The 22,618-nt window shown below is 61.7% G+C and carries 13 protein-coding genes and 1 pseudogene; 5 read left to right on the top strand and 9 right to left on the bottom strand.

The window, feature by feature from the left end; all coding sequences use genetic code 11:
* Positions 1-80 precede the first annotated feature (80 nt).
* From pbpC to ACTG1P_RS05010, 4 genes are all read right to left on the bottom strand, one after another.
* Complete coding sequence (gene pbpC, locus ACTG1P_RS04995) at positions 81-2,513, bottom strand: penicillin-binding protein 1C (protein WP_440000647.1); 2,433 nt, start codon at positions 2,511-2,513, stop codon at positions 81-83.
* Positions 2,514-2,523: 10 nt separating this feature from the next.
* Complete coding sequence (locus ACTG1P_RS05000) at positions 2,524-7,407, bottom strand: alpha-2-macroglobulin family protein (protein WP_440000648.1); 4,884 nt, start codon at positions 7,405-7,407, stop codon at positions 2,524-2,526.
* A 165-nt stretch (positions 7,408-7,572) separates the two neighbouring features.
* A complete protein-coding gene (locus tag ACTG1P_RS05005) occupies positions 7,573-8,232 on the bottom strand; it encodes a DedA family protein (protein ID WP_005333990.1) in 660 nt (219 codons plus the stop codon).
* Positions 8,233-8,447: 215 nt separating this feature from the next.
* Positions 8,448-10,136, bottom strand: a complete 1,689-nt coding sequence (locus ACTG1P_RS05010) for an FAD-dependent oxidoreductase (RefSeq protein ID WP_440000649.1) — start codon at positions 10,134-10,136, stop codon at positions 8,448-8,450.
* Positions 10,137-10,271: 135 nt separating this feature from the next.
* On the opposite strand from ACTG1P_RS05010, the pseudogene ACTG1P_RS05015 reads away from it, so the two are divergent.
* The 3 genes and pseudogenes from ACTG1P_RS05015 (at position 10,272) to ACTG1P_RS05025 (ending at position 14,800) form a co-directional block, all read left to right on the top strand.
* Positions 10,272-13,207: pseudogene (locus ACTG1P_RS05015) on the top strand (sensor domain-containing phosphodiesterase).
* Positions 13,208-13,272: 65 nt separating this feature from the next.
* The gene (gene pflA, locus ACTG1P_RS05020) at positions 13,273-14,070 is read left to right on the top strand and encodes a pyruvate formate lyase 1-activating protein (RefSeq protein WP_440000650.1); all 798 of its coding nucleotides are present in this window, start codon (positions 13,273-13,275) and stop codon (positions 14,068-14,070) included.
* Between the two features lie 88 nt (positions 14,071-14,158).
* Positions 14,159-14,800 carry an energy-coupling factor ABC transporter permease gene (locus ACTG1P_RS05025; protein WP_005361550.1) on the top strand — a complete coding sequence of 214 codons (642 nt, stop codon included), beginning with the start codon at positions 14,159-14,161 and terminating at the stop codon, positions 14,798-14,800.
* Positions 14,801-14,884: 84 nt separating this feature from the next.
* Here the strand turns inward: ACTG1P_RS05025 and ACTG1P_RS05030 are convergent, their stop codons facing one another.
* The gene (locus ACTG1P_RS05030) at positions 14,885-16,177 is read right to left on the bottom strand and encodes an NAD(P)/FAD-dependent oxidoreductase (RefSeq protein ID WP_021230998.1); all 1,293 of its coding nucleotides are present in this window, start codon (positions 16,175-16,177) and stop codon (positions 14,885-14,887) included.
* Positions 16,178-16,251: 74 nt separating this feature from the next.
* Positions 16,252-16,791 (bottom strand): alpha/beta hydrolase YcfP, encoded by a 540-nt coding sequence (gene ycfP, locus ACTG1P_RS05035; protein WP_005334000.1) that lies wholly within the window; start codon positions 16,789-16,791, stop codon positions 16,252-16,254.
* 505 nt (positions 16,792-17,296) lie between these two features.
* Between ycfP and ACTG1P_RS05040 the strand changes: the two genes are divergently transcribed.
* Positions 17,297-18,703 (top strand): nucleobase:cation symporter-2 family protein, encoded by a 1,407-nt coding sequence (locus tag ACTG1P_RS05040; protein WP_440000651.1) that lies wholly within the window; start codon positions 17,297-17,299, stop codon positions 18,701-18,703.
* Between the two features lie 63 nt (positions 18,704-18,766).
* Here ACTG1P_RS05040 and ACTG1P_RS05045 read toward each other — a convergent pair whose 3' ends face one another.
* From ACTG1P_RS05045 to ACTG1P_RS05055, 3 genes are all read right to left on the bottom strand, one after another.
* Positions 18,767-20,563 carry a M3 family oligoendopeptidase gene (locus tag ACTG1P_RS05045; protein ID WP_440000652.1) on the bottom strand — a complete coding sequence of 599 codons (1,797 nt, stop codon included), beginning with the start codon at positions 20,561-20,563 and terminating at the stop codon, positions 18,767-18,769.
* A gap of 123 nt (positions 20,564-20,686) precedes the next feature.
* A complete protein-coding gene (locus ACTG1P_RS05050) occupies positions 20,687-21,607 on the bottom strand; it encodes a DUF808 domain-containing protein (protein ID WP_440000653.1) in 921 nt (306 codons plus the stop codon).
* Position 21,608: 1 nt separating this feature from the next.
* Entirely contained in the window at positions 21,609-21,749 is a 141-nt protein-coding gene (locus tag ACTG1P_RS05055) for a hypothetical protein (protein WP_021231002.1), read from the bottom strand.
* A 248-nt stretch (positions 21,750-21,997) separates the two neighbouring features.
* Here ACTG1P_RS05055 and ACTG1P_RS05060 point away from each other — a divergent pair, with 248 nt between their 5' ends.
* Positions 21,998-22,600 carry a DUF924 family protein gene (locus ACTG1P_RS05060; protein WP_440000654.1) on the top strand — a complete coding sequence of 201 codons (603 nt, stop codon included), beginning with the start codon at positions 21,998-22,000 and terminating at the stop codon, positions 22,598-22,600.
* Positions 22,601-22,618: the final 18 nt, after the last annotated feature.

Below are 22,618 nucleotides of genomic sequence, written 5' to 3' on the forward strand. Positions count from 1 at the left end.
ACAAGTTAATTCACCCAATCAAATATTGATGCATTTCAAATAGTTAATTACATTCGCCTCAATGACTGTCGGCAAAACGCTCAACGGGTGATGGTGCCGGCATCACCGTCAGGATGCACCACGCGAAACTCGATGCGATCGCTGTTGCCTGCTTCATCGACCACCACCAGCTGATAGCGCCCCGCCACGCTCAACACCTGATCCCCGTCCCAGCGCAGCCGCTGGCCGTTGAGAAACCAGGCTGGCTTGCCAACACCGCCCAGCACCTTGGGCTGCAACCGGTAACGCTGACTGCGGATAAGGTTGCCCTCCCCCAGCGCCATGATGCGAATTGGAGCTTGCTGCTCGGCGCTCTGCCCTTCCCCAGCACAACCACTTGCCAACAGCGCCTGTCGTCGCTCGCCGGGCGTTCGCCACGGCTCCAGTGACAATGGCCAGAGCGCCCGAAAACCGGATTGCGCCGCATCGGGGCAACGGGTCAGCGTCGGCATGCCCGCGGCGGTCAATGCAACTTGACGCAGCGGCGAGGGCCAGTCCATGGGATCCGGCAAGGTGGGGGGATCGCGCCCTTCCAGCAACCAGGCGCTCTGGCGCTGCAAACAGGCTTCAGGCAGGGTCGCGCTCATTTTGCGCCCCAGCGGCCAGCAGATCTCAGCCTCACTCACCGTGTTGGGTTGTGCCGGCAAGGGGCTGTTGTCAGCCAGCCGCGAGTAGACCGAGAGCAGCAGCGGCACCGCCGCGCTCTGGCCGTAGAAACCGGGCATGGGGGTACCATCCGGGCGACCCAACCAGACGCCGATAGTCCAGCGACCGGAGACCCCCATGGCCCAGCTGTCGCGATAGCCATAGCTGGTGCCGGTCTTCCAGGCCAGTCGATTGACCCGGCCGGTCGCCTCGCTGGCAAAAGGCTGATCCGCCCGCCCCTGCGCGCTCAATATTTGCCAGATGATCCAGGCCGCACCCGGGCTCAGCAAGGGGCGCGACACTGCCTGCTGCCCCGCCAGCCAGACCGGCATCGCCACCTGCCCCTGCCGGGTCAGCGCACTGTAGAGCGCCACCAGCTGCTCGAGCCGAATGCCCGCCGCCCCCAGCGCAATGGCCGGATTGGGTTTGTCGGAGAGAGCCAGCCGCACCCCGGCGTTGTCGAGGCGGCTGACCAGCTTGTCCGGCCCCAGCGCCTCCAGCACCTGCACCGCCGGCACATTGAGGGATTGCTGCAGCGCCTGGGCTAGCGTCACCGGCCCCAGAAAGGCGCCGGAGAAATTGGCGGGGCGATAGTCAGACCCCAGCCTCGGTGCATCGGAGAGCAGGGAGGCCGAATGCACCAGCCCCTCGTCCATCGCCAGACCGTAGATGAAGGGCTTGAGGGTAGAGCCGGGGGAGCGGATCGCCTGCACCATGTCGAGGTAACCGTGGCGGCGCAGATTGCCATACTCGGCGCTGCCCACATAGGCGCGCACCACCATGGTTTTGTTATCTACCAAGAGCAACGCCGCTGAGGTCTGCTCGGGGAAGCGACGGATATAGCTCGCCACCCGCCCCTCCAGCCAGCGCTGCAGATCGCCGTCGATGGTGGTGTGCACCAGCGCCCCCGCCTGATTGTCAGCGGCGAGACGGGCAAAGAGCGGCGCCTCCATCGGCGTGAAGTGACCGCGGGCCAGCACCGGCTCGATACTCCCCTCCAGCCACACCTGTTCGGGCCAGACACCCTGCGCTACCAGTCGCTGCATCACCTTGTCGCGAGCGGCGCGGGCCCGCTCTGGATGTCTGTCCGGCCGGTTGCGGCTGGGGGCCTGTGGCAGCACCGCCAACAGCGCCGCTTCGGCATAGGTCAGCTTGGCCGCGCTCTTGCCGAGATAGGCAAAACTTGCCGCCTGCACCCCCTCCAGATTGCCGCCAAACGGTGCCCGGTTGAGGTAGACGGTGAGCAGGGTGCGCTTGTCGTAGTGCCACTCCAGCTGCAGCGCGCGCGCCATCTGACGAAGCTTGCCGGGCACGCTCCGGTGGTAGGGCTCGATAAGACGCGCCACCTGCATGGTAAGGGTCGAGCCGCCCGATACAGCCCGCCCGTAACGCAGCCACTGCCAGACCCCGCGCACCATGGCCACCGGATTGACCCCCGGATGACGCCAGAAGTAGCGATCCTCGTAGCCCAGCAGCGCCTCGATATAGCGGGGGGAGACCTGCTCCAGGGTCACGGGATAGCGCCACACGCCGCTGGTATCGGCAAAGGCGCGCAGCGGTCGCCCCTTCATGTCGAGCACCACCCGTGCGTAGGCAGGGTCGAGCGGTGGCGGCGGGAAGAGTCGATCCAGTGCCAGCAATGACAGGAGCAGTGCTACAACGCCCAGCACCGAGCAACGCAGCCAGCGTGGCAGGCGACCAAGCCAGCGCCAGCCAGCGTGGCCAGCGTGGCCAGTGCGACCTAATTTCAGCCAGCCACGCTGCCAGAAAGTGAGCGGGCGAACCCGCTCAAGGGAGGGGACGTTACTCGGAGGGCGTCTGCGACTCATAAAGCGCCAGCTACTCAGAAATCGTTACCTCATGGATATCCTCACCCACAGCCCGCAGCTCGGGGCGGTACATATCCTCCACCTGGGTCGGCGGCACCTGATAGCGGCCCGGCGTCACCGCCCGCATCAGGTAGACCAGCTGCTGGTTGCTCCCCTCGCTCAGATCCAGCGCTGCCGTGTAGCGGTCATCGCGAAACTCCTGATGCTTGAGATAGTCGTTCCACTCGCTCTGCCACGCCGGTTTCCCCTCGATGGAGAGCTCTTCCAGCTTGATGCTGTTGCCAAGGGCCGGGTTCTCCAGCTCGAAGCCGGCGGGCACCATCTCCACCAGTAGGGCATCGGGCACCGCCGACTCGCTGCTGACGTTGAGCCGCACCACCACCAGATCCCCCACCTTCACCTTGGCGGGATCAAACGGCTGACCGTCACTATTGAACCAGCTGCGGGTCACGCTCATCCCCTTGCTGATCCGTGCCGGAGCCTGTTCGGGGTAACCGACCAGGGTGCGCTGCACATAGAGGGATCCCTTGCCCTCGTTGGTGACGGTACTCGCCGCCAGCGCCTCGGGGGCGCCCTGCTGCAGCGGAGCCGAACCGCTCAGGGATCCACTGCCAAGAGAGGAAGTTACCCTGGCCTGCCAGTCGGCGGCCGGATCGAAACGGGCCAGTCGCAGCAGGGCGAGCCGCTCCTGAGTGCTGAGCCACTGACGATGGGCCAGGGTATCTGCCACCTTGGCACTGAGGGCTGGCCAGCGCTCCGCAGCCAGCTTGTGCTGGCGCAGCAAGGAGAGCTCAAGGGCCTGATCGCGCAGCGGCGAGCCGTAATCCCCCAGATAATCATCACCGCGCTCGGTCGCCAATGCCCGGCTGAGGGCCTTGGCGGCGTTCTGCTCATCCCCCATGGCCGAGAGGGCCAGCGAGAGGTGCAAGAGCGGCAAACCGGAGCGGGCGTGATCGGCCTGCTGCTCCCAGATAAGGCGCAGGGTAGCGAGCGGCGCCTTGCCCACCCGGGCCAGCACATAGGCGCTGTAAGCCTGATAGGCCAACCGGCTGTGCTCGGGGGCACTGCTCCAGCGCTCACCATACTGACTGTCGGTGAGATAGTTTTGCAGCCGGTTCAGCGCCTGATTGAGCATCGCCTCCGGCACTGCGTCACCCGCCTCCTTGCGCGCCAGCAGGTAGTCGGCGGCATAGGCGGTGAGCCATTGCTCCTCGTCGGAGCGACCATCCCAGAGGCCAAAGCCGCCGCTGGGCAGTTGCAACCGCTGCAGCCGTTGCAGCAGGGCGCGTTGCACATCCGCCTCACTCGCCGCTTTCTTGCCCTCTGCGGGTTTGCTCCATGCAATGCGCTCATCCGCCGCGGTCAGCAGATAGGGCCAGGCACGGGACAAGGTCTGCTCCAGACAGGCATAGGGGTAGTCGGCCAGCGCCTGCCACTGGGCTGCCGGATCCCAGGGGGGAGTACCGGAGAGGCTGAGCAGCCCCTGCAGGTTGGCGCGATCCAGCCCGGCCAGCTCAGCTGGCGCAAAGCTCATCTGTTGGCCGGGAGCCAACATCTGATAGCGCTGGCGAGTCTCGGCAGGCCAGGGGGAACGCAGCGGCAGATACCAGTCGCGCCTGATGGCAAAATCCTTGCCGCTGGCCGCCAACTGCAGGCTTGCCACGCCGCTCGCTCCGGTCACGGTGAGCGGCAGGGTCAGCCACTGCTCCTCGCCATTTTTAAGAGCTAGGGTGCCGGGCAGCTCGCCATTTGCCTTGAGCCCGCCATTGAGGGTCCAGACAAGGGAGAGGGGCTGATCCACACCGCTCATGTTGCGCAGCTGTACCAGCGCCCGGGTCTCATCCCCTCTGGCGCCAAAGCGCGGCCAGCCAATTTCGGCCACCAAGGGCGCTACTACCTTGACGGCGCGTTCGGCCTCACCGACCTGTTGTTCGTTCCAGGCCAGCGCCATCAGCGCCAACTCGCCGTTGAAGTTGGGCAAATCGAGCGGGATCACCGTTTTGCCCTGCTGGTCAAAACTCACCTCCCCGCTCCAGAGCGCGGCGATCTCGACCCGGCTCTCAAGAGCGCCTCCCTTTTTCAGCGGCGCCCGGTCACCCCCATAGTTGAGGCGGGCCAGCTTGCCATCCTGCGGCGGGATCACCTGGCCGTAGTTGTCGAACAAATCTTGGGCGAAGCGCTTGCGACCAAAGAAGATCTCGAACGGGTCGAGAGGCTTGTAGTCGCTGATATTGAGCACGCCCCGATCCACCGCCGCCAGCACCACCCGTCCCTGACTGTTGGGGGTGGAGGTCGCGGTCACTTCCAGTCGAGTGAGCGGCACCGCTTTATCAGGTGCGCTCAGGGTAAGCGGAAGACGGCGCGCTTCCCGATCCAGGGTGAGCGGCACCAGACCGACCGAGCGCAGGCTCTGCCCCTGCTGGCTGCTGACCGGTTTGGAGGCGCTGTCTGGTGCGGCGATCTGGGCCGAGATATGCAGATCATGACGCTGCCACTCGGGACTGACCGGGATCTCGAACTCGCCGCGGGCATCCTTGGCATCGCCACCAGCCCCCTTGAGCTCGATGCGCTGCCACCAGCGCAGACCGTCGCCATCTTCCACCAGCAACAAGCCCTTGCCGGGGCGCGGGGCCACCAGCGTCACTTTGGCCTTGTCACCCGCCTGATAGGCGCGCTTGTCGAGGGTGATGGCAATCTTGTCAGGTCGTGCCTGCTCGCCACCGCCGCCCCAGGCGTAACTGCCGATCTCCACCCGCAGGCTGGATTGATGGCCCTGACTGTTCTCAACCTCCAACCGATACCAGCCCGCCGCCAGTTGCAGCGTGAGCGGGGTCGGCCCCTTGCCATCCAGCTGCAGGGTCTGCTCCTGTTCCAGATAGGGCTGGCTGTTGAACTCGTACTTCCACCCCTCCCCATCGGCGTAGTGCCAGTAGTAGTCACGGTACTCGTTGATGAGGCGCACCTTCACCGCCCCCGCCACCGGCTGACCTTGCTCATCGAGGTTGAGGATCTGGAAGGGCAGAGGCTTGCCCCCCTCTACTCGATCCGCCACGAAGTCGGCCTTGAGGGCCGGCCACTGGCTGCCCATGGGCCAGCCATACTGGGTGCGGCTGCGATTGACGGCGCGACCACCGGGCTCGGCGAGCGACACCCGATAGGCCACCTCCAGCGGCCCGAGGGCGCGCACCCCATCGAGCTCATCAGCTAACGAAAAAGTCCCCTGCCCCTGCGCATCGAGGGTGAGATTGAGGGGCTCGAGATCTTTGGCCTGCTCGGCGAGCAGCACGTCACCCAGAGTGAACTCCTGCCACTGGGTAAAGGGCATGGTGGCGCGGCTGATCTTTACCTCCGCCTTGGCCTTGGTCGCACTGGCCGGCGCGCCGTAGAGATAGTCCCCTTGCAGTGGAAGAGTGAGGGCGGCGTCCAGACTCGTCACTTCGCCATCCGGCCCCTTGCCAAGCTGCAGTTTCAGCCGCTCCGGCAGAAATTCCTCCACCAAAAAGGGCCACTCGAAGCGGCTGCCAGCGGCGGTCTTGAGGTTGATTGTCCAGCGCCCGAGCGGCGCATCATCCGGTAGACGCAGACCGTAGTGGGCCGCGCCAAGATTGTCCGGCAGCAGCCGTTTCTGTTCGAGCAGTTGGCCGTCCGGCTGCTTCACCTCCAGCTCTACCGCCATGCCCGGCAGCAGCTGGCCATCCTGCCCCTTGAGCAAAATCTCGCTGTCGAGCCGCTCGCCGGGGCGATAGAGGTCGCGCCCGCTAAAGAGATACAACTGCTGGGCCTGCCAGGGCTGGGTACCGAGATCGAAGGTGGAGAGATCGAGCGCCGCCCCATCGAGGCGCAGCACCGCCAGATGGTTGCCCTGTTCGGCCAGCAGCAGGCGAGCCCCCTGCACCTGGTCAAAGCGCCGGTGACCACGGTTGTCGGTCTGTTGCACCTGCAGCCGGTTGCCCTTCTCATCGAGCAGGGAGAGCTGCACATCCTTGAGCGGGTCAGCGCTGGCCAGGGAGCTCACGAACACCTCCAGCTGATCGCGGTAACGGCGGGCACTGAGCCCCATGTCGCTCACCGCAAAATAGGTGGTCTCCTTGCGCCAGTCGTAGTTGCCAAGGGGGGACATCACCGCAAAGTAGACACCGGCCTCGGCCAGCTGCGGCTCCTTCACATTGATGAGGCGGGTCTCGCGCCGGTTGGCATCGAGCTCCAGTGCATAGCGGCCGCTGAACACCCGCTTGGCCCGCTGGGTGATCTGCTCAAGCTCCCAGTTGCCCATGCCGGCACCGGGGCGATATTCCGCCAGAAAGCGGGGTAGATATTCCGCATCGACCCGAAAGAAATCGATGTTGACCTCATCCACATTGACCGCGCTGATAGGCAGGCGCAGCTCGTCGCGCAGCGGCAATACCATGCCGCTGGCGGTAAAGGAGGCTCCCGCCTCCAGCGGCCGGGTCTTGAGGGTCCAGCTCTGGGGAGATGGGCCCAGCCCCGCCTTGAGACTCACCTCATAGCTCTTGTCGGGCTGGACGTTCGGGAAATAGAGGGTGCGACCATCGTCGGCCAGGATCCACTCCCCCTGCACCTGCTTGCCCCCTTCACTGACCCCGAGCCAGCTCTGCCAATTGGCCTTGGGCGCCAAGGGGCCGGAGAAGATCAGCGCCAGTGCCGGCGCATCGCGATATTGGCGGGCATTGGCCTGCACTACAGACGTTGGCGCCCCGGCCTCCTGCTGCGCTGTGGATTCTGTGGTCGATATTTGGCTGGCGGGCTTGTCAGGGCCGCAACCAAACAGCAAACCGACCACCCCGCAAAGCAGCAGGGCCGAGCAGCGGCGGCGCAGAGCGCCGGTTCCGGCGGTAGAGCGGTGAGAAGCAGAGGGAGAGTCGAAGAGGCGCATAGGTTCCATCCCGAGTTGGAGCGCTGCAAACGCAGCGTGGCTGGAAACAGGATAAGGCATCCTGCTCACCCGACACAAAGCTCATTACCTGAATGGGCACAATTCCGCGCCCCTGCTGCACAAGACCCCCCTTGCCCACTGATCCAGTGCGGCAAGGGTTGTCATCTAGTCGTGGCTGGTCTCGTTTTTTGCTCCGCCTTTGAACCAGCGAAACAGGATAGCCATGACGGCCGCCAGAAACAGCACCAGCGAGGTAATCAGCAGGGCCCGGGTCAACAGTTCGCTGTGGTGGAGGAAGAAGGGGGTATTCATCGCCAGCTTGCCCACCAAACTGAGGCAGAGTGCCCACATAAAGGCACTGGCAAAGCTGGCCACGCACATGCGCAGCACGCTCAAGCGGCCAATCCCCATCAGCATAGGGGTCAGCACCCGCACAAACGGGATAAAACGGGAGGAGAACATCGCCAGAAAACCGTACTTTTTCAGCAAGCGGGTCGCCTTGGGCAGGCTGTCGGGAGGCAACATCCGTTCGATATGATCCATAAAGCGGGTGCGCTGCAGGGCCCGTCCCTGCCAGTAGGCGAGCACAGAACCTATGCCAGCAGCCAACGGCAGATAAATAAGTGTTACTTCAGGGCCAAACACACCCATGCCAACCAACCCACCGGCCAGTAGTACCAGGCTGTCCCCCGGCAGGGGCAGGAAGACGAATGCGGACTCCAGCAGCAGTACCAGCATCAGGCAACTGATCAGCAGGGGTACCGCCTGCATCTGAACCAGGGCGTCAAAATCCTGATGCCAAATGGCCATCAGCATATCCAGCATGTCACTCTCCCTACTACACGGTTCATCATGAACGAGGCAGGGGTTATAGCACCCATCCCCTGAACAAAACGTTAATTTTGTCCGGCACAGGAAATAAAGTGTGTCGAAATATTGCAGCAACGAGGTGAATGCAAGAAGGGCAAAAAGCAGAAACAAAAAGCCCCTCATCTTGCACGCACAAGGGAGAGGGGCAAACAGGCACAGAAATAAAACGGTTACTCGGCGGTGGCCATCTGCCAGGTTTTGAAGCCGCCGGAGAGATTCTTCACTTTAAAACCGTGCTGGCTCAGCAGGCGGCAGGCGACATGGCCGCGCAGCCCGACCTGACAGCTGATCAGCAGCTCTTTCTCTTTGGGCAACTCATGGAGGCGGCCACGCAACTCGTCGAGGGGTATATGCAGCGCCCCCGGAATACGGCCCAGCTTGTCGAGCTCCGGGCCGTTGCGCACATCCACCACCAGCTGATGGGGGTTACGAGCCTGTACCTCGGCCACGTGGCAGAGCAGGGTGTCCCCTTTCAGATGGTTGCTTGCCACAAAGCCCGCCATGTTGATCACATCCTTGGCCGAGCCGAACGGCGGCGCATAAGTGAGCTCCAGATCCTGCAGGTCAAACACGGTGAGACCGGCGCGCTGGGCCACCGCCAGCACGTCGATGCGCTTGTCGATGCCATCCTTGCCGATGGCCTGGGCGCCATAAATCTTGCCATCCGGGGCAAACAGCAGCTTGAGGCTGACCGGATGTGCTCCCGGGTAGTAACCGGCGTGGCTGCCCGGATGGACATAAACCTTCTCGAACGGCAATCCCAGTTGCACCAGTCGCTTCTCGTTGAGGCCAGTGCTGGCCACTGCCAGATCGAACAGCTTGCAGATGGCGGTCCCTTGCGTCTTCTTGTAGGTTTCGCTTCGGCCCAGCATATTGTCGGCGGCGATGCGCCCCTGCCGGTTGGCCGGGCCCGCCAGCGGGATCAGCACAGATTCGCCGGTGACGAAGTCAATCTCTTCCACCGCATCCCCCACCGCATAGATGAAGGGATCCGAGGTACGCATCCCGGCATCCACCTTGATGCCGCCCCGTGGGCCCAGCTCCAGCCCCGCCTTGGCGGCGAGCAGGGTTTCCGGCTTGACGCCGATGGCGAGGATCAGCAGGCCGGTGTCGAGGTGAGAGCCGTCATTGAGGGTCAGGCGCAGGCCACCGCTTTTGGCGGTCGGCACGGCAGAGGTCTTCTCGGCAGGCAGATCCAGACTCTCGATGGCAGTGAGGCCGGTGCGCAGGCGCAGGTCGATCCCCTCTTCCCGGATGCGGGCATGGAGCATATTGGCCATCTCCTTGTCCACCGGTGCCATCACTTGATCGGCCAGCTCCAGCAGGGTGACATCCAGCTTGCGCTGGTGCTGTGCCTCCATCATCTCCAGCCCGATAAAGCCGCCACCCACCACGGTAACGTGGCGCGGCTGATCGTGATGCAGGGCCGCCAGAATGCGATCCATGTCCGGGATGTTGCGCAGGGTGTAGACATGGGGGCTGTCGATACCGGGGAAGGGAGGACGGATCGGCGCCGCCCCCGGGCTCAGCAGCAGCACATCGTAATGCTCGCGCAGCTCTTCACCGGTTTGCAGGTTGCGCACCAGCAAGGTCTTGCCCGCCTTGTCGATCTCGATCACATCGTGGAAGACCCGCACATCGACGTTGAAACGGCGCTTGAAACTCTGGGGAGTCTGCAGCAGCAAGGCATCCCGGTCGGGGATATCGCCCCCGATGTGATAGGGCAGACCGCAGTTGGCGAAGCTGACAAACTCGCCCCGCTCGAACATCACGATCTCTGCCTCTTCACTCAAACGACGAGCACGAGCCGCCGCCGATGCGCCCCCCGCGACACCACCGATAATCAGGATCCGTTTCATCTGCAAGACTCCTCATACATGATAATGGGCAATAAATTAGACTTTTCTAATTTAGAATTCAATGAAATTTTGTTTCACACCATTTTGCAGTATTCTTGCAACCCCGACGGTTGCTTAACAGGATGTTGTTTGTTCATGTCGTCTACCGCACTCAGTCATCTTCCTCCTGCCCTCCAGACGCCACTCTTTTTCCGTCTGGATCTGCGCAGTCAACGGCTGGTCGCCCTGACCGACGTGATGCAAACCCCGCTCTACTGGCTCGATGAACCGCGAGCCCCCTGGCCTGCCCAGCTGCCCGATGCCCTGCGCCTGCCCATCGAACAACTGTTGGCCAACGGCCATGGCGGCAAAATCACCGTGCGCTTTGCCAGCCAGTTGTGGCACATCGCCCTCGCCCACGAGCAGGATGGCTTCTGGCTCATCTGTCTGCAGAACCTTCGTCAGGAGCCCATCGCCGATCTGGCATTGCAACTGCCGCGCCTCAGCCAGATGGCGAGCCAGCAACAGTATGCGCCCCTGCTCGAGGCCCTTAAAGAGAGTTTGGGGGCCGATCGGCTCATCCTCTGGCACTATCAGGCCAATGGAGATCTCGGCAGCGAGCAACTCACCCCGGTGTTCACCCTGGGGGTCGAGGCGCTCTACCCCATTCGCGGTGACAGCCGCTATATCCGCGCCCTGCGTACCCGCAAATCCTTAAGCTTCTCGGAAGCGGCCCACCAACCGATGCTGAGCAATCACCTCTATCTGACCAGTGCCGGTGTGCGCTCACGCCTCGATGGTGCCCTGCTGGAGCAGGACAAGCTGTTCGGGGTGCTGAGTCTGGAGTATCTCGATCCCACCCCGCTTAGCGAGGAAATGTTGCAGCTGGTGCGCAGCAGCGCCCAGCTGCTCGGCCACTGGCAACCGCAACCGGAAGAGCACCGCGCCGAGCTGGCCCTCCCGCCCGAACTGCACCAGCAGACCGGCATCGACTACTGCAAGACGCTGGTAAGCTGGGCCATGAGCGCCAGCGGTGCCCGGGTGGGCTGGATCGGCGAGTTCCAGCCCCGCGGTCAGGATCTCTGGATCATCCCCCGCTGCGTCATCAACGAGGAGATCTTCTCCACCCTCAAGCCCATCCAGCTCGACCCCGGCCCCGCTCAGGAGCTGTTCCAGCATGGTCAGGCCATCTATGTGGAAGACCTGCCCGTGCGCTATCCCAAGGCGACCCGGCTGCTCGCCCTCAATGCCAGCGCCTACATCGGCATTCCACTCCATGGTCAAAGCGGCGCCCCCATTGGCCAGATCACCCTGCTGCTCGATACCCCCCTTGAGGAGCCCGAACAGCTGCTGGATCTGTTGAGCAGCCAGCACGAGCGGGCCGCCATCGAACTCAAGCGCCTCGCCACCGACGATGCCCTGCGGCTGGCCGAGGTAGCCTTTAATACCCACGATGGGCTGATCGTGATGGATCACAACGGCATCATCCTCAAGGTCAACCACTCCTTCAGCCGGATCACCGGATTTGGCGAGGTAGAGGTGATCGGTCACTCCATTCGCAAGCTGCGCCCCACCTACTACGGGGATCATCTCAAGGAAGATGTCAGCCGCACCGTCAACGAGCAGGAGTTCTGGCTTGGGGAAGAGCGCTGCCTGCACAAGGATGGTCACCTCTTTCCGGTGCGCTTGATGGTGAACGGCGTCAAGGATGAGCAGGGGGAGCTCAGCCACTTTATCTGCAGCTTCTACGACATCACCCAGGAAAAAGAGGCGGCCAGACATATCGAGCAGCTCGCCTACTACGACGATCTCTGCGGTCTGCACAACCGCCGCAGCCTCAACCATATTTTGCAGCAGACCCTGAGCGCCACCAACGGCCAGTGGGGCGCCCTGCTGCTGGTGGATCTCGACAACTTCAAGTCGATCAACGACTCTCTCGGTCACGCCTGCGGCGATCTGCTGCTGCAGGCCGTGGTGCAGCGTTTCAGGGAGCTGCCCCAGGACAATCTGGTGCAGGCGCGCATCTCGGGGGACGAGTTTGCCCTGCTCTTTACCCAGCTCGGACAAGGGGAAGTCACCGCCAAAATTCTGGCAGAGCACTTCGCCCGCGAGCTGATGGGGCTGTTTCGCACCCCGTTCGACATCGGCGATCACAAACTTCACTGCAGCGCCTCGGTGGGGATCAGCCTCTTCTCCGGCAACGAGACGGATCATCTGGTCCTGATGCAACAGGCCGACACCGCGACCCACATGGCCAAGCGCGCCGGTCAGGGCCACTACGTATTCTTTACCGAGGCGATGGCCCAGCATGAGAAGAACCGGCTGACCCTTACCAATGAGCTGCGCGATGCCCTGCGTCACCACGAGCTGCAACTCCACTATCAACCGCAATACCGGGTCGACAATGGCTCGCTGTCGGGTATCGAGGCGCTGCTGCGCTGGCAGCGCAGCAACGGCACCATGGTGCCACCCGGGGAGTTTATCCCCATCGCCGAAGAGACCAGCCTGATCCTCGAGATCGGCTACTGGGTGATGAAGCCGCCTGCGCCCAATACAGCTTCTGGCTCAACCGTGGCCTGCAGATCCCCCATCTGTCGGTCAACGTCAGTGCCCGCCAGTTCCACACCCAGGGCTTCGTGCAACAGGTGGAGTACATCTTGCGCGACACCGGTGTGCCCCCCTCCCGCCTGCTGCTGGAGGTGACCGAATCAGTAGTATTGGAGAATAGGCAGGAGAGTATTGCCAGAATGCGCCAGCTCAAGGAGCTCGGCATCCTCATCTCCATCGATGACTTCGGCACCGGCTACTCGTCGCTGGCCTATCTGCGGGATCTGCCCGCAGACGAGGTGAAGCTGGACAGAAGCTTCATTCAAACCCTGGTACATAGCGAACAGGACAGAGCCATCGTCAAGGCGATACTCGATCTGGCCCAGGTCTTCCGTTTTACCGTCACCGCCGAAGGGGTGGAAGAGGAAGCGCAGCTGACCATCCTCAAAGCGCTGGGATGCCAGCATTATCAAGGGTTTCTCACCAGTCGGCCGCTCACAGTCAAGGGGCTTGAGCAGCTGCTTGGCAGCCGGGCGCCGGACTAAAGGTGTAGGATCAATAGGGGTTTATGTAATAAAATAACGGCCTGCTCGAATCGTTGGAGTTGTTTATGTCTGTCATTACTCGGATCCCTGCCGTTGAAATCAGCCAGCCAGCCGGAGCTCACGGCACCGTTGGCCGGATCCATTCCGTCGAAACCTGCGGCACTGTCGATGGCCCGGGAATACGCTTTATCGTATTCATGCAAGGCTGCCTGATGCGCTGCAAGTACTGCCACAACCGCGATACCTGGGATACCGAAGGTGGCCGCGAAGTGACCGTACCGGAGTTGATGAGTGACATCACCAGCTATCGCCACTTCATGAATGCCTCCGGCGGTGGCGTGACAGCGTCCGGCGGTGAAGCCATGCTGCAACCGGCTTTCATTACCGAACTCTTTACCGCCTGCAAAGAGAAAGGGATCCACACCTGTCTCGACACCAACGGCTTCGTTCGCCATCTCGACGAACAGGTGGACAAGCTGCTCGACCAGACCGATCTGGTGCTGCTCGACATCAAACAGATCAATGACGAGAAACACATTCCGCTGACCCACGTCAGCAACAGATACACCCTGGAGTTTGCCCGCTATCTGGCAGCCAAAGGCAAGACCATGTGGATCCGCTACGTGGTGGTACCGACCTGGAGCGACGACGACGAGAGCGCCGAGGGGCTGGGTCAGTTTATCGCCGAGCTGGGCGAGAGCGTGGAGAAGGTGGAGCTGCTCCCCTACCATGAGCTCGGCAAACACAAGTGGGATGTGCTGGGTGACCCGTACGAGCTGAGCGGGATCAAGCCCCCCAGCAAGGAGACCATGGAACGGGTCAAGGGCATCCTCGGCAAGTACCACAACAACGTCAAATATTGATGGTAAAAGCAGGCTGATTCGTCAGCCTGCTCTGCTATGGGGCGGTCGGGAAGGCCGCCCGGACTCTACTGCATGAATGGACGACAAGATGAGTGAAGGACAACTCGCCGCCCTCCTGATCTGGCTGGTACTGCTGGCCTTCAGCCTGCGCCGCTCCCTGTGGCAGACCCTCCATGACAACCCCCTCTATCAGCACCTGTTGCTGGGCAGTGCCATCGCGCTGGTGCCGCTCTGGTATCTAAGAGCCGGTCTGCATGAGGGGCTGGAGGTCCATTTTCTCGGGCTCACCTCCCTCACCCTGCTGCTCGGCTGGCGGCTGGCGTTGCTCGCCCCCTGCCTGACCCTACTGGTGCTCGGTTACTTCGGTGTCACCAATCTGGCCGATTTTGGCTGGCAGGCACTGGTGGGCATCGCCCTGCCGGTAGCCACCAGCTGGCTGCTTTTTCTGGCCAGCTGGGCCTGGCTGCCGCGCCATCTCTTTGTCTATATCTTCGTGGCCGCCTTTCTCGGCGGCGCCATCACCATCTCGGTCAAGGTGGCCGCCAGCGCATTGCTGATGGGGCTGAGCGACAGCTACCCCTGGCACACCATCACGGCGGATTACCTCTCCATCTGGCCACTGCTGCTGTTCCCCGAAGCGCTGCTCAACGGCATGGCGATGACGGTGCTGGCCATCTACCGCCCTCACTGGGTCAATACCTTCTTCGACCGTACCTATCTGGGCAAGTAGCTCTCTCTTTCCTGATCTGCGCCCATAAAAAAGGAGAGGCCATCGCCTCTCCTTTTGGTATTCAACATGGTGCCAAATCCCGGTTTAGTGCAGCTTCAGGGTCGGGCGCAGTACCCGGTTGATGCGACCCACCAGCATGATGAGGCCGGTCTTGACGTAGCCGTGCAGGGCGATCTGGTGCATCCGGTAGAGGGAGATGTACACCAGACGGGCGATGTAGCCTTCCACCATCATGGAGCCGCGCATCAGGTTACCCATCAGGCTGCCCACGGTGGAGAAGCGGCTGAGGGAGACCAGCGAACCGTGGTCGTGGTAGAGGTAGGGCTTCATCTCGCCGCCGTTCATCTTGGCCAGAATGTTCTTGAACGCCTGGCTGGCCATCTGGTGGGCAGACTGGGCGCGCGGCGGCACAAACTTGCCATCCGGCTGCGGGCAGGCAGCGCAGTCACCGATAACGAAGATGTTCTCGTCACGGGTAGTCTGCAGGGTCTCTTTCACCACCAGCTGGTTGATGCGGTTGGTCTCAAGACCAGCGATATCCTTCATGAAGTCAGGTGCCTTGATACCGGCAGCCCACACCATCAGGTCCGCTTCAATCAGCTCGCCATCCTTGGTGTGCAGACCTTCGGCAGTCGCTTCGGTGATCATGGTGGCGGTACGCACGTCCACACCCAGCTTGACCAGCTCCTGATGGGCGGCACCGCTGATGCGCTCCGGCAGAGCCGGCAGAATGCGCGGGCCCGCTTCCACCAGGGTCACCTTCAGGCTGTCGGTGGTGAGGTTCTTGAAGCCGTAGGCGTAGAGCTGCTCGACCGCGTTGTAGAGCTCGGCAGAGAGCTCAACGCCGGTTGCGCCGCCGCCGACGATGGCAATCTTCACCTTGTCTCCCGGCTTATATTCGGTGGCGAACTGCAAGAAGCGGTTCATCATGCTGTTGTGGAAACGGTGCGCCTGGGAGGGACTATCGAGGAAGATACAGTTATCCTTGATGCCCTTGGTGTTGAAGTCGTTGGAGACAGAACCGATGGCCATCACCAGATAGTCGTAGGGCAGCTCGCGCTCGTTGACCACGATGTCGCCATTATCGTCGTGGATCGGGGCCAGCACGATGCGTTTATCGTCACGCTTGATGTCGGTCAGGGTGCCGAGCTGGAAGTCGAAACCGTGGTTCTTGGCGTGAGACTGGTAGCTCAGAGCATCGATGCCCGCGTCCATGGAGCCGGTGGCCACTTCGTGCAGCAGGGGCTTCCACAGGTGGGTGCGGTTGCGATCGACCAGAGTGATCTTGGCCTTGTTCTTCTTGCCAAGCTTGCGACCCAGACTGGTGGCCAGCTCCAGGCCACCGGCGCCGCCGCCTACAACGACAATATTCATCATGATGATTTTCCTCGGTTCCTCAAAACGAAAGGGAGCCATTGGCTCCCTAAAACGAAATCGATCGACGTGATGGATCAGGCTTCTTTGAAGGCCTTCATCCGCTGCAGATGATGCGAGATATTTTTGAACTTATGAGTCTCGCGCTCATCCCACACGATGTCGTAATAGTTCTTCAATTCACGTTCAGTGTCCCGATTATCGCGCACTTCATCCTGAACGGAAAGGATACACAGGCAGTTTCCTGAATTTTTCTTACGAAATTCAGTTACACACTTGGTACCGATATCGTCATATTCTTCCGGCCGGTCGATCTTGCCCTGCATGTTCTCTTCCGGATGGAGGTTGGGGTTGAAGATCACCTGGCGAATGCCGCACAGAAAGCCGATCCGCTCGCTCCAGTAGCCACCAAGACCCACGCCGCAGATCAGCGGTTTGGGATCGGTACTCATATCGAGCTGTTTTTTCACTTCCTTGAGCAGATGGCTCATATCATGACGGGGGTGAACCGTGCTGTAGTGCACGAAACGCACATCATCATCAATAAACTGCAACTGCAGCACTTTCTCGTGATTGCCTGGGCTGGTGGCATCAAAGCCATGCAGATAGATGATCATGGATAAGACCTCAGGATCTGTGTCGGTTTTATCGAAACTACCCCAGCGGCGGCCCCGTGCGCCACCAAAACATCCAACTTTCTTGCTTTGGATCACGCCCCTGCCCCCGATTACGCCCTGCGGCCCGCGAGCGCCGTCACATGCAGAGGGGCGCATTGCGAGCAACCCTCTGGTGCCCGGCTATCAAAGTGAGATCGCCAGACCAATAATGATAAACCCCTTACCAATCTGAGATGCCCTCACCTCCTTCCCCTGCCAGCAGCCGGACACTTATCTGGCCGGTATGTGACTCATCCCGCAAAAACAAGGCGTTATCGCCAAACGTTTTCGCTCGTGAGCAGCGTTGTGCATGTTTTGTGCACTGACCCGTGCTGCCCCGGACCCCTCTTACTACTGCCGAGGGATCTGGCACCTCTGTCAATACATGAGATCAATGACCGGGAAAGCTACGGCTTTCACTATCTTGCCTGTAGCAGTTGCGCGGGCTTCAAGGAGTGATCTGTTCATGAACGAGACCAATCCCCCCTCCCCCCGACCGGGTGCGCGCAAGCGCCCGGTGGATGAAGTGGAGCGCATGCTCCCCATGGGCCAACTCTTTACCCTGGGCCTGCAACATGTGCTGGTGATGTACGCCGGCGCCGTGGCGGTGCCACTGGTGATTGGCGGCAGTCTGGGGCTGCCCAAGGAGCAGATCTCCTACCTTATCAGTTCGGATCTCTTCTGCTGCGGCATCGTCACCCTGCTGCAATGTGTCGGGATTGGCCGCTTTGCCGGGATCCGGCTGCCGGTCATCATGTCGGTCACCTTTGCTGCCGTGATGCCGATGCTGGCCATCGGAGCCAACCCGGATCTGGGGCTGACGGGCATCTTCGGCGCCACCATAGCCGCGGGTATCATCTCGACCCTGCTGGTGCCGCTGATAGGTCGGCTGATGCCGCTCTTCCCCACCGTCGTCACCGGGGTGGTTATCACCTCCATCGGGATCAGCATCATGCAGGTGGGGATCGACTGGATGGCGGGGGGCAAGGGTAATCCGGAATATGGCAGCCTGCGCTACATCGGCACCAGCTTTCTGGTGCTCGTCTTTATCCTGCTGGTGACCCGCTTCACCAAGGGCTTTTTCAGCAATATTTCGGTGCTGCTCGGGATCATCTTCGGTTTCGTGGTGGCCATCACCATGGGCGAAGTGAGCCTAGATGGCCTCGGCGAGGCAGCCTGGTTTGCCCCCATAGTGCCCTTCGCCTTCGGCTGGCCCACCTTCGATCCCATCTCCATCGCCACCCTCACCGTCATCATGCTCATCACCTTTATCGAATCCATGGGGATGTTTCTGGCCCTTGGCGACATCGTTGGCCATCCGGCCAGGCGCGGTGATATCGTGCGCGGGCTGCGGGTGGATGGCATCGGCACCATTATTGGTGGGATATTCAACAGCTTCCCCCACACCTCCTTCTCCCAGAATATCGGTCTGGTGAGCGTGACCGGAGTATCGAGTCGCTGGGTCTGTGTGATGTCCGGGGGGATCCTGCTCGCCTTTGGCCTCATCCCCAAGATGTCGGTGCTGGTCGCCTCCATCCCGCCCTTCGTGCTGGGGGGCGCTGGTATCGTCATGTTCGGCATGGTGCTGGCCACCGGCATTCGCATCCTGGCGCGCACCGATTACAACAGCAACCGTCACAACCTCTATATCGTCGCCATCAGTCTCGGAATTGGCATGATCCCGACGGTCTCCGGGAATTTTTTCCAACAGCTTCCAGCGCAGCTACAACCGCTTTTTCATAGCGGTATCCTGCTGGCCACCATCAGCTCGGTGCTGCTCAACCTCTTCTTCAACGGCTATCAGCCGGATCTGACTCACCAGACCCGTCCTCTGTTCGTTGGTCCCATCAAACCGCAGCAAGAACAGGCATAGCAAACAGGCCCCCGGACAGCGAGACTGTCCGGGGGCCTGTTGTTCATATCACCGCTGACCCAATCAGGCAGGCAACTGCGCGAAGCGCTCTACCTCCTGCGCTACTTGTGCCAGACTCCCCTGCCAGAAGGCGGCCTCACGGATATCCTGCCCCAGATGCTTGGCTACCAGCTCTTCGGCGCTCATCCGGCCGGTATCGCGCAGCAAGGCACGATAGGCCTCGGCAATGCCCTCTTCCCCCGCCGCCTTGCGGCTCATCAACTGCTGATAGACCCCGAGGCTGAACAGATAACCGAACAGATAGGGGTAGTTGTAAAAGCCCAGCCCGGCGATGGAGAAGTGCGCCTTGGCCGCCCAGAACATGGGATGATAGCGGGTCAGGCTCCCCTCATACCAGCGCCCCCACGCTTCGTCGGTCAGCGCCTTGAGTCGCTCTGCGGATACATAACCCTGCACCCGCTCGGCCACCAGCGCCCGCTCGAAGTCGAAACGGGCCGGGATATTGACCAGGAAGGTGGCCGCACCGTCAGCCTCAGCCCAGGCGATGGCCAGCTGCTCTTCCGGGCTTTGCGCCTGCTCGAACAGGGCGCTGCGCACTAGGGTTTCGGCGAAAATGGAGGCGGTCTCCGCCAGCGTCATGGGGTAGCTGCGTTGACTCATCGGCAGATCGCGGATCACCCAGTTGTGCCAGGCGTGGCCCAGCTCATGGGCCAGGGTAATGACGTTATCCATGGTGCCGGCATAGGTGACGAAGACCCGCGGCTCGACCGGTTCGGCAAACTTGGTGCAGTAGGCGCCGGTGCGGCGATTTGGCGTGGGCGCTGCATCAATCCACCCCTTCTCGGCCATCATGCGGGCAAATGCCCCCATCTCGGGATCGAAACGGCTAAAGGCATCGGCAATCAACTCGATCGCCTCATCAAAAGGAATGTCACGACTGCTGGAAGCTGGCGGCGGCGCAAAGAGATCCTCCGGCCCCAGATCGTCGAGACCAAGGCGCTCGGCCATCAGCTCCAGCGCACGCTGGCCCAACCCACGGGCTCGCCAGGTTTCGCTCATCAGGGCATCGAGGGTGGCACGCTCGATATGACTCTGGTGGCAGGAGAGATCCAGCGCATCAAGCAAACGGGTGTTGCCGCGCTGACGGGCCAGCTCCAGCCGCCAGCCGTTAAGGGCATTGAGGATGGCGGCGACCGTCTCCTGCTCCCCTTCCCAACCGGCGCTGATGGCATCAAAGGCTTCTAAACGCAGCGCACGTATCGGGCTGGAGAGCAGATTGCTCGCCTCGGCCAGCCCCATCTCGCGGCCATCAATGGTTAACCGGATCTTGCCCACCAGATCGTTATAGAGGTTGCCCCAGGCGTGCAGACCATCGGTGCCCAGACCAATCACCAGTTGCTCCGCCGCCACCGGCAAGCGCTGATCCTGCAAACGACGCTCGTGGCGCAAGCGGTACGCCTCTTCACCGAGCAGCGGATCCGCCATCAGCGCGGCGAATTCCTCTTCTGGCAACGCCAGCATCAGATCTTCCACCGGCGCTAGCGTCTTGAACAGATCGGCATTAAGGGCGCGGGCACGGGACGCCAGCTGTTTGGCCTGCGGATCCCGCGCATCCTGACTGCCGCGGCACGCGGCCAGAATGGCGACGTTCCAGCCGATATGGCGAATATCACGGGCGCGCAGCCGCACTTCCCGCAAGAAATCCTGCAGCGCTGCGTCATCACCGCGCACCCCGTCCAGACCCGCCATATAGCTGGCCAGCTCTTCCAGCGCGTGGCGGGCTGCGCGCATGTCCGCTTCCAGCTCTGGGCTATCGAGGCCCGGGTAGATATGGTCATTATTCCACTGTTGTTGATACATAGCTTCTCACAAAGACCTTCATCGGGAGGCGCAACAGACCTGCGGGCAGCAAGTCCGAAACCGGGCATCCCGCCGGCCAAAAAATGAAGAGAGGAAAAAAGAGAAAATGGCCCGCAAACTCACTTATCCCTTGGCCGGGGCAAGACGGCTCACCAGCGTCATCAAGGCAACCAGCAGCAGACCCGCCACCACACCAGCCACGGCGTTGAGCAGCGTCGGCGTCACCGCCGCCAGTACGGCCCCCACTGTGGGCAGAGTGGCAACGACAGCGGCTGCGCCTTCAATCAGGTGATGGGCAAAGGGCCAGCCATGCACCAGAATGCCGCCGCCCACCATAAACATGGCTATGGTGCCGACCAGTGCCAGCAGGTGCATCAGACGGGGCGCCGTCACCAACAGTCCCTGCCCCACCGCGCGGCGCAGGGCGCTGCCATCAGGCTTTTGCAGCAGATGCAGACCAATGTCATCGAGCTTGACGATCAGTCCCACCAACCCGTAGACCCCGATGGTCATCAGCAGGGCGATGCCCGCCACTACCGAGAGCTGCAGCGCGAGGCTTGCCCCCTGTACCGTGCCAAGGGCGATGACGATGATCTCGGCAGAGAGAATAAAATCGGTGCGGATCGCTCCCTTTACCTTCTGCTGCTCGAAGGCCACCAGATCATCGGGAATAGGAGCTGTGTGTGCCTCACCTTCGCTCACTTCATGAGGCAGGAACTTGTGGGCCAGCTTCTCGGCCCCCTCAAAGCAGAGGTAGGCGCCTCCCAGCATCAAGAGTGGCGTGATAAGCCAGGGCACCAGCGCACTGATGGCGATGGCGGCGGGCACCAGAATCAGCTTGTTGCGAAATGAGCCCTTGGCCACCGCCCACACCACCGGCAGCTCCCGCTCTGCACGCACTCCGGAAACCTGCTCCGCGTTGAGGGCCAGATCATCCCCCAACACCCCGGCAGTCTTCTTCGCCGCCATCTTGGTCATCAACGCCACGTCATCAAGCACGCTGGCGATATCGTCGAGCAGGGCCAACAAACTGGTTCCAGCCATATCAAAGATCCCTTATATCAGTGAGAAACGTCTTCCCGAAAAATGTCTCGCGCTTGTTCACCACGACCTTGGTCATCAGCGCCACGTCATCAAGCACGCTGGCGATATCGTCGAGCAGGGCCAACAAACTGGTTCCGGCCATATCAAAGATTCCTTATCTCAGTGAGAACAACCCCGGGAGAGAGGTGTACGTCCCGATAACCACCAAGGTCAACAGGACCACCTCATGGCATCGCAGGCCATCATCGGCCGAGCCAAGAATCCGGTGCTCGCCATCGGGGTTACGTCTTTCGGGCAAAAGATGGCACAGTGTAACGAGAAGCCGCCGTTTCGGCAGCACCCCTGAGCCATTTGTTCCTGGTTCCCTCTGAATCACCTCAAGGAGTTCCCATGCAACCCTGGCAACCACTGCTCGCTCTCTGGTTTGGCGACGAAGCCGATGATGTCCTGCGGGCCACACGGCAAGCCCCGCTCTGGTGGGGAAAAAACAGCAAAACGGATGCCCTGCTGGCCAGCCGCTTTGGCGAGCTGGCAGAGGCGGCAGCCAAGGGCAGTCTCGCCCACTGGGCCGATCTCCCCAGCGGTCGGCTGGCGCTGATCCTGCTGCTCGACCAGCTGCCGCGCAATATCCATCGCGGCACGCCTGCGGCCTTTGCCCAGGATCCGCTGGCAAGGGATCTCTGCCTGAAAGGGCTATCCATCGGGGCGGACAAATCCCTCTCGCCACTGGAGCGGGTCTTCTTCTATCTGCCGCTGGAACATGCCGAATCCCGCGAACAACAGGCCAGAAGTGTGGCGCTGTTCGAAGCACTGGCTGCCGAGCAGGCTGGCACACCGGCGCAAGCAACCTTTGCCGGTTTTGCCGACTTTGCCCGTCGCCATCAGGTGATCATCGAACGCTTTGGCCGCTTCCCCCACCGCAACGACATACTGGGTCGCACCAGCACACCGGAAGAGGCGGTATTTTTGCAGCAACCGGGCTCAGGCTTCTAAGCAAGCCATATAAAAAAA

Source organism: Aeromonas sp. 11P (genome assembly GCF_051920165.1).
GTDB lineage: Bacteria > Pseudomonadota > Gammaproteobacteria > Enterobacterales > Aeromonadaceae > Aeromonas > Aeromonas veronii.

What these genes read in the sequence shown, in the direction of transcription:
- pbpC (WP_440000647.1), bottom strand. Translation starts at nt 2,513, where the DNA reads ATGAGTCGCAGACGCCCTCCGAGTAACGTCCCCTCCCTTGAGCGGGTT.
- ACTG1P_RS05000 (WP_440000648.1), bottom strand. Translation starts at nt 7,407, where the DNA reads ATGCGCCTCTTCGACTCTCCCTCTGCTTCTCACCGCTCTACCGCCGGA.
- ACTG1P_RS05005 (WP_005333990.1), bottom strand. Translation starts at nt 8,232, where the DNA reads ATGCTGGATATGCTGATGGCCATTTGGCATCAGGATTTTGACGCCCTG.
- ACTG1P_RS05010 (WP_440000649.1), bottom strand. Translation starts at nt 10,136, where the DNA reads ATGAAACGGATCCTGATTATCGGTGGTGTCGCGGGGGGCGCATCGGCG.
- pflA (WP_440000650.1), top strand. Translation starts at nt 13,273, where the DNA reads ATGTCTGTCATTACTCGGATCCCTGCCGTTGAAATCAGCCAGCCAGCC.
- ACTG1P_RS05025 (WP_005361550.1), top strand. Translation starts at nt 14,159, where the DNA reads ATGAGTGAAGGACAACTCGCCGCCCTCCTGATCTGGCTGGTACTGCTG.
- ACTG1P_RS05030 (WP_021230998.1), bottom strand. Translation starts at nt 16,177, where the DNA reads ATGATGAATATTGTCGTTGTAGGCGGCGGCGCCGGTGGCCTGGAGCTG.
- ycfP (WP_005334000.1), bottom strand. Translation starts at nt 16,791, where the DNA reads ATGATCATCTATCTGCATGGCTTTGATGCCACCAGCCCAGGCAATCAC.
- ACTG1P_RS05040 (WP_440000651.1), top strand. Translation starts at nt 17,297, where the DNA reads ATGAACGAGACCAATCCCCCCTCCCCCCGACCGGGTGCGCGCAAGCGC.
- ACTG1P_RS05045 (WP_440000652.1), bottom strand. Translation starts at nt 20,563, where the DNA reads ATGTATCAACAACAGTGGAATAATGACCATATCTACCCGGGCCTCGAT.
- ACTG1P_RS05050 (WP_440000653.1), bottom strand. Translation starts at nt 21,607, where the DNA reads ATGGCTGGAACCAGTTTGTTGGCCCTGCTCGACGATATCGCCAGCGTG.
- ACTG1P_RS05055 (WP_021231002.1), bottom strand. Translation starts at nt 21,749, where the DNA reads ATGGCCGGAACCAGTTTGTTGGCCCTGCTCGACGATATCGCCAGCGTG.
- ACTG1P_RS05060 (WP_440000654.1), top strand. Translation starts at nt 21,998, where the DNA reads ATGCAACCCTGGCAACCACTGCTCGCTCTCTGGTTTGGCGACGAAGCC.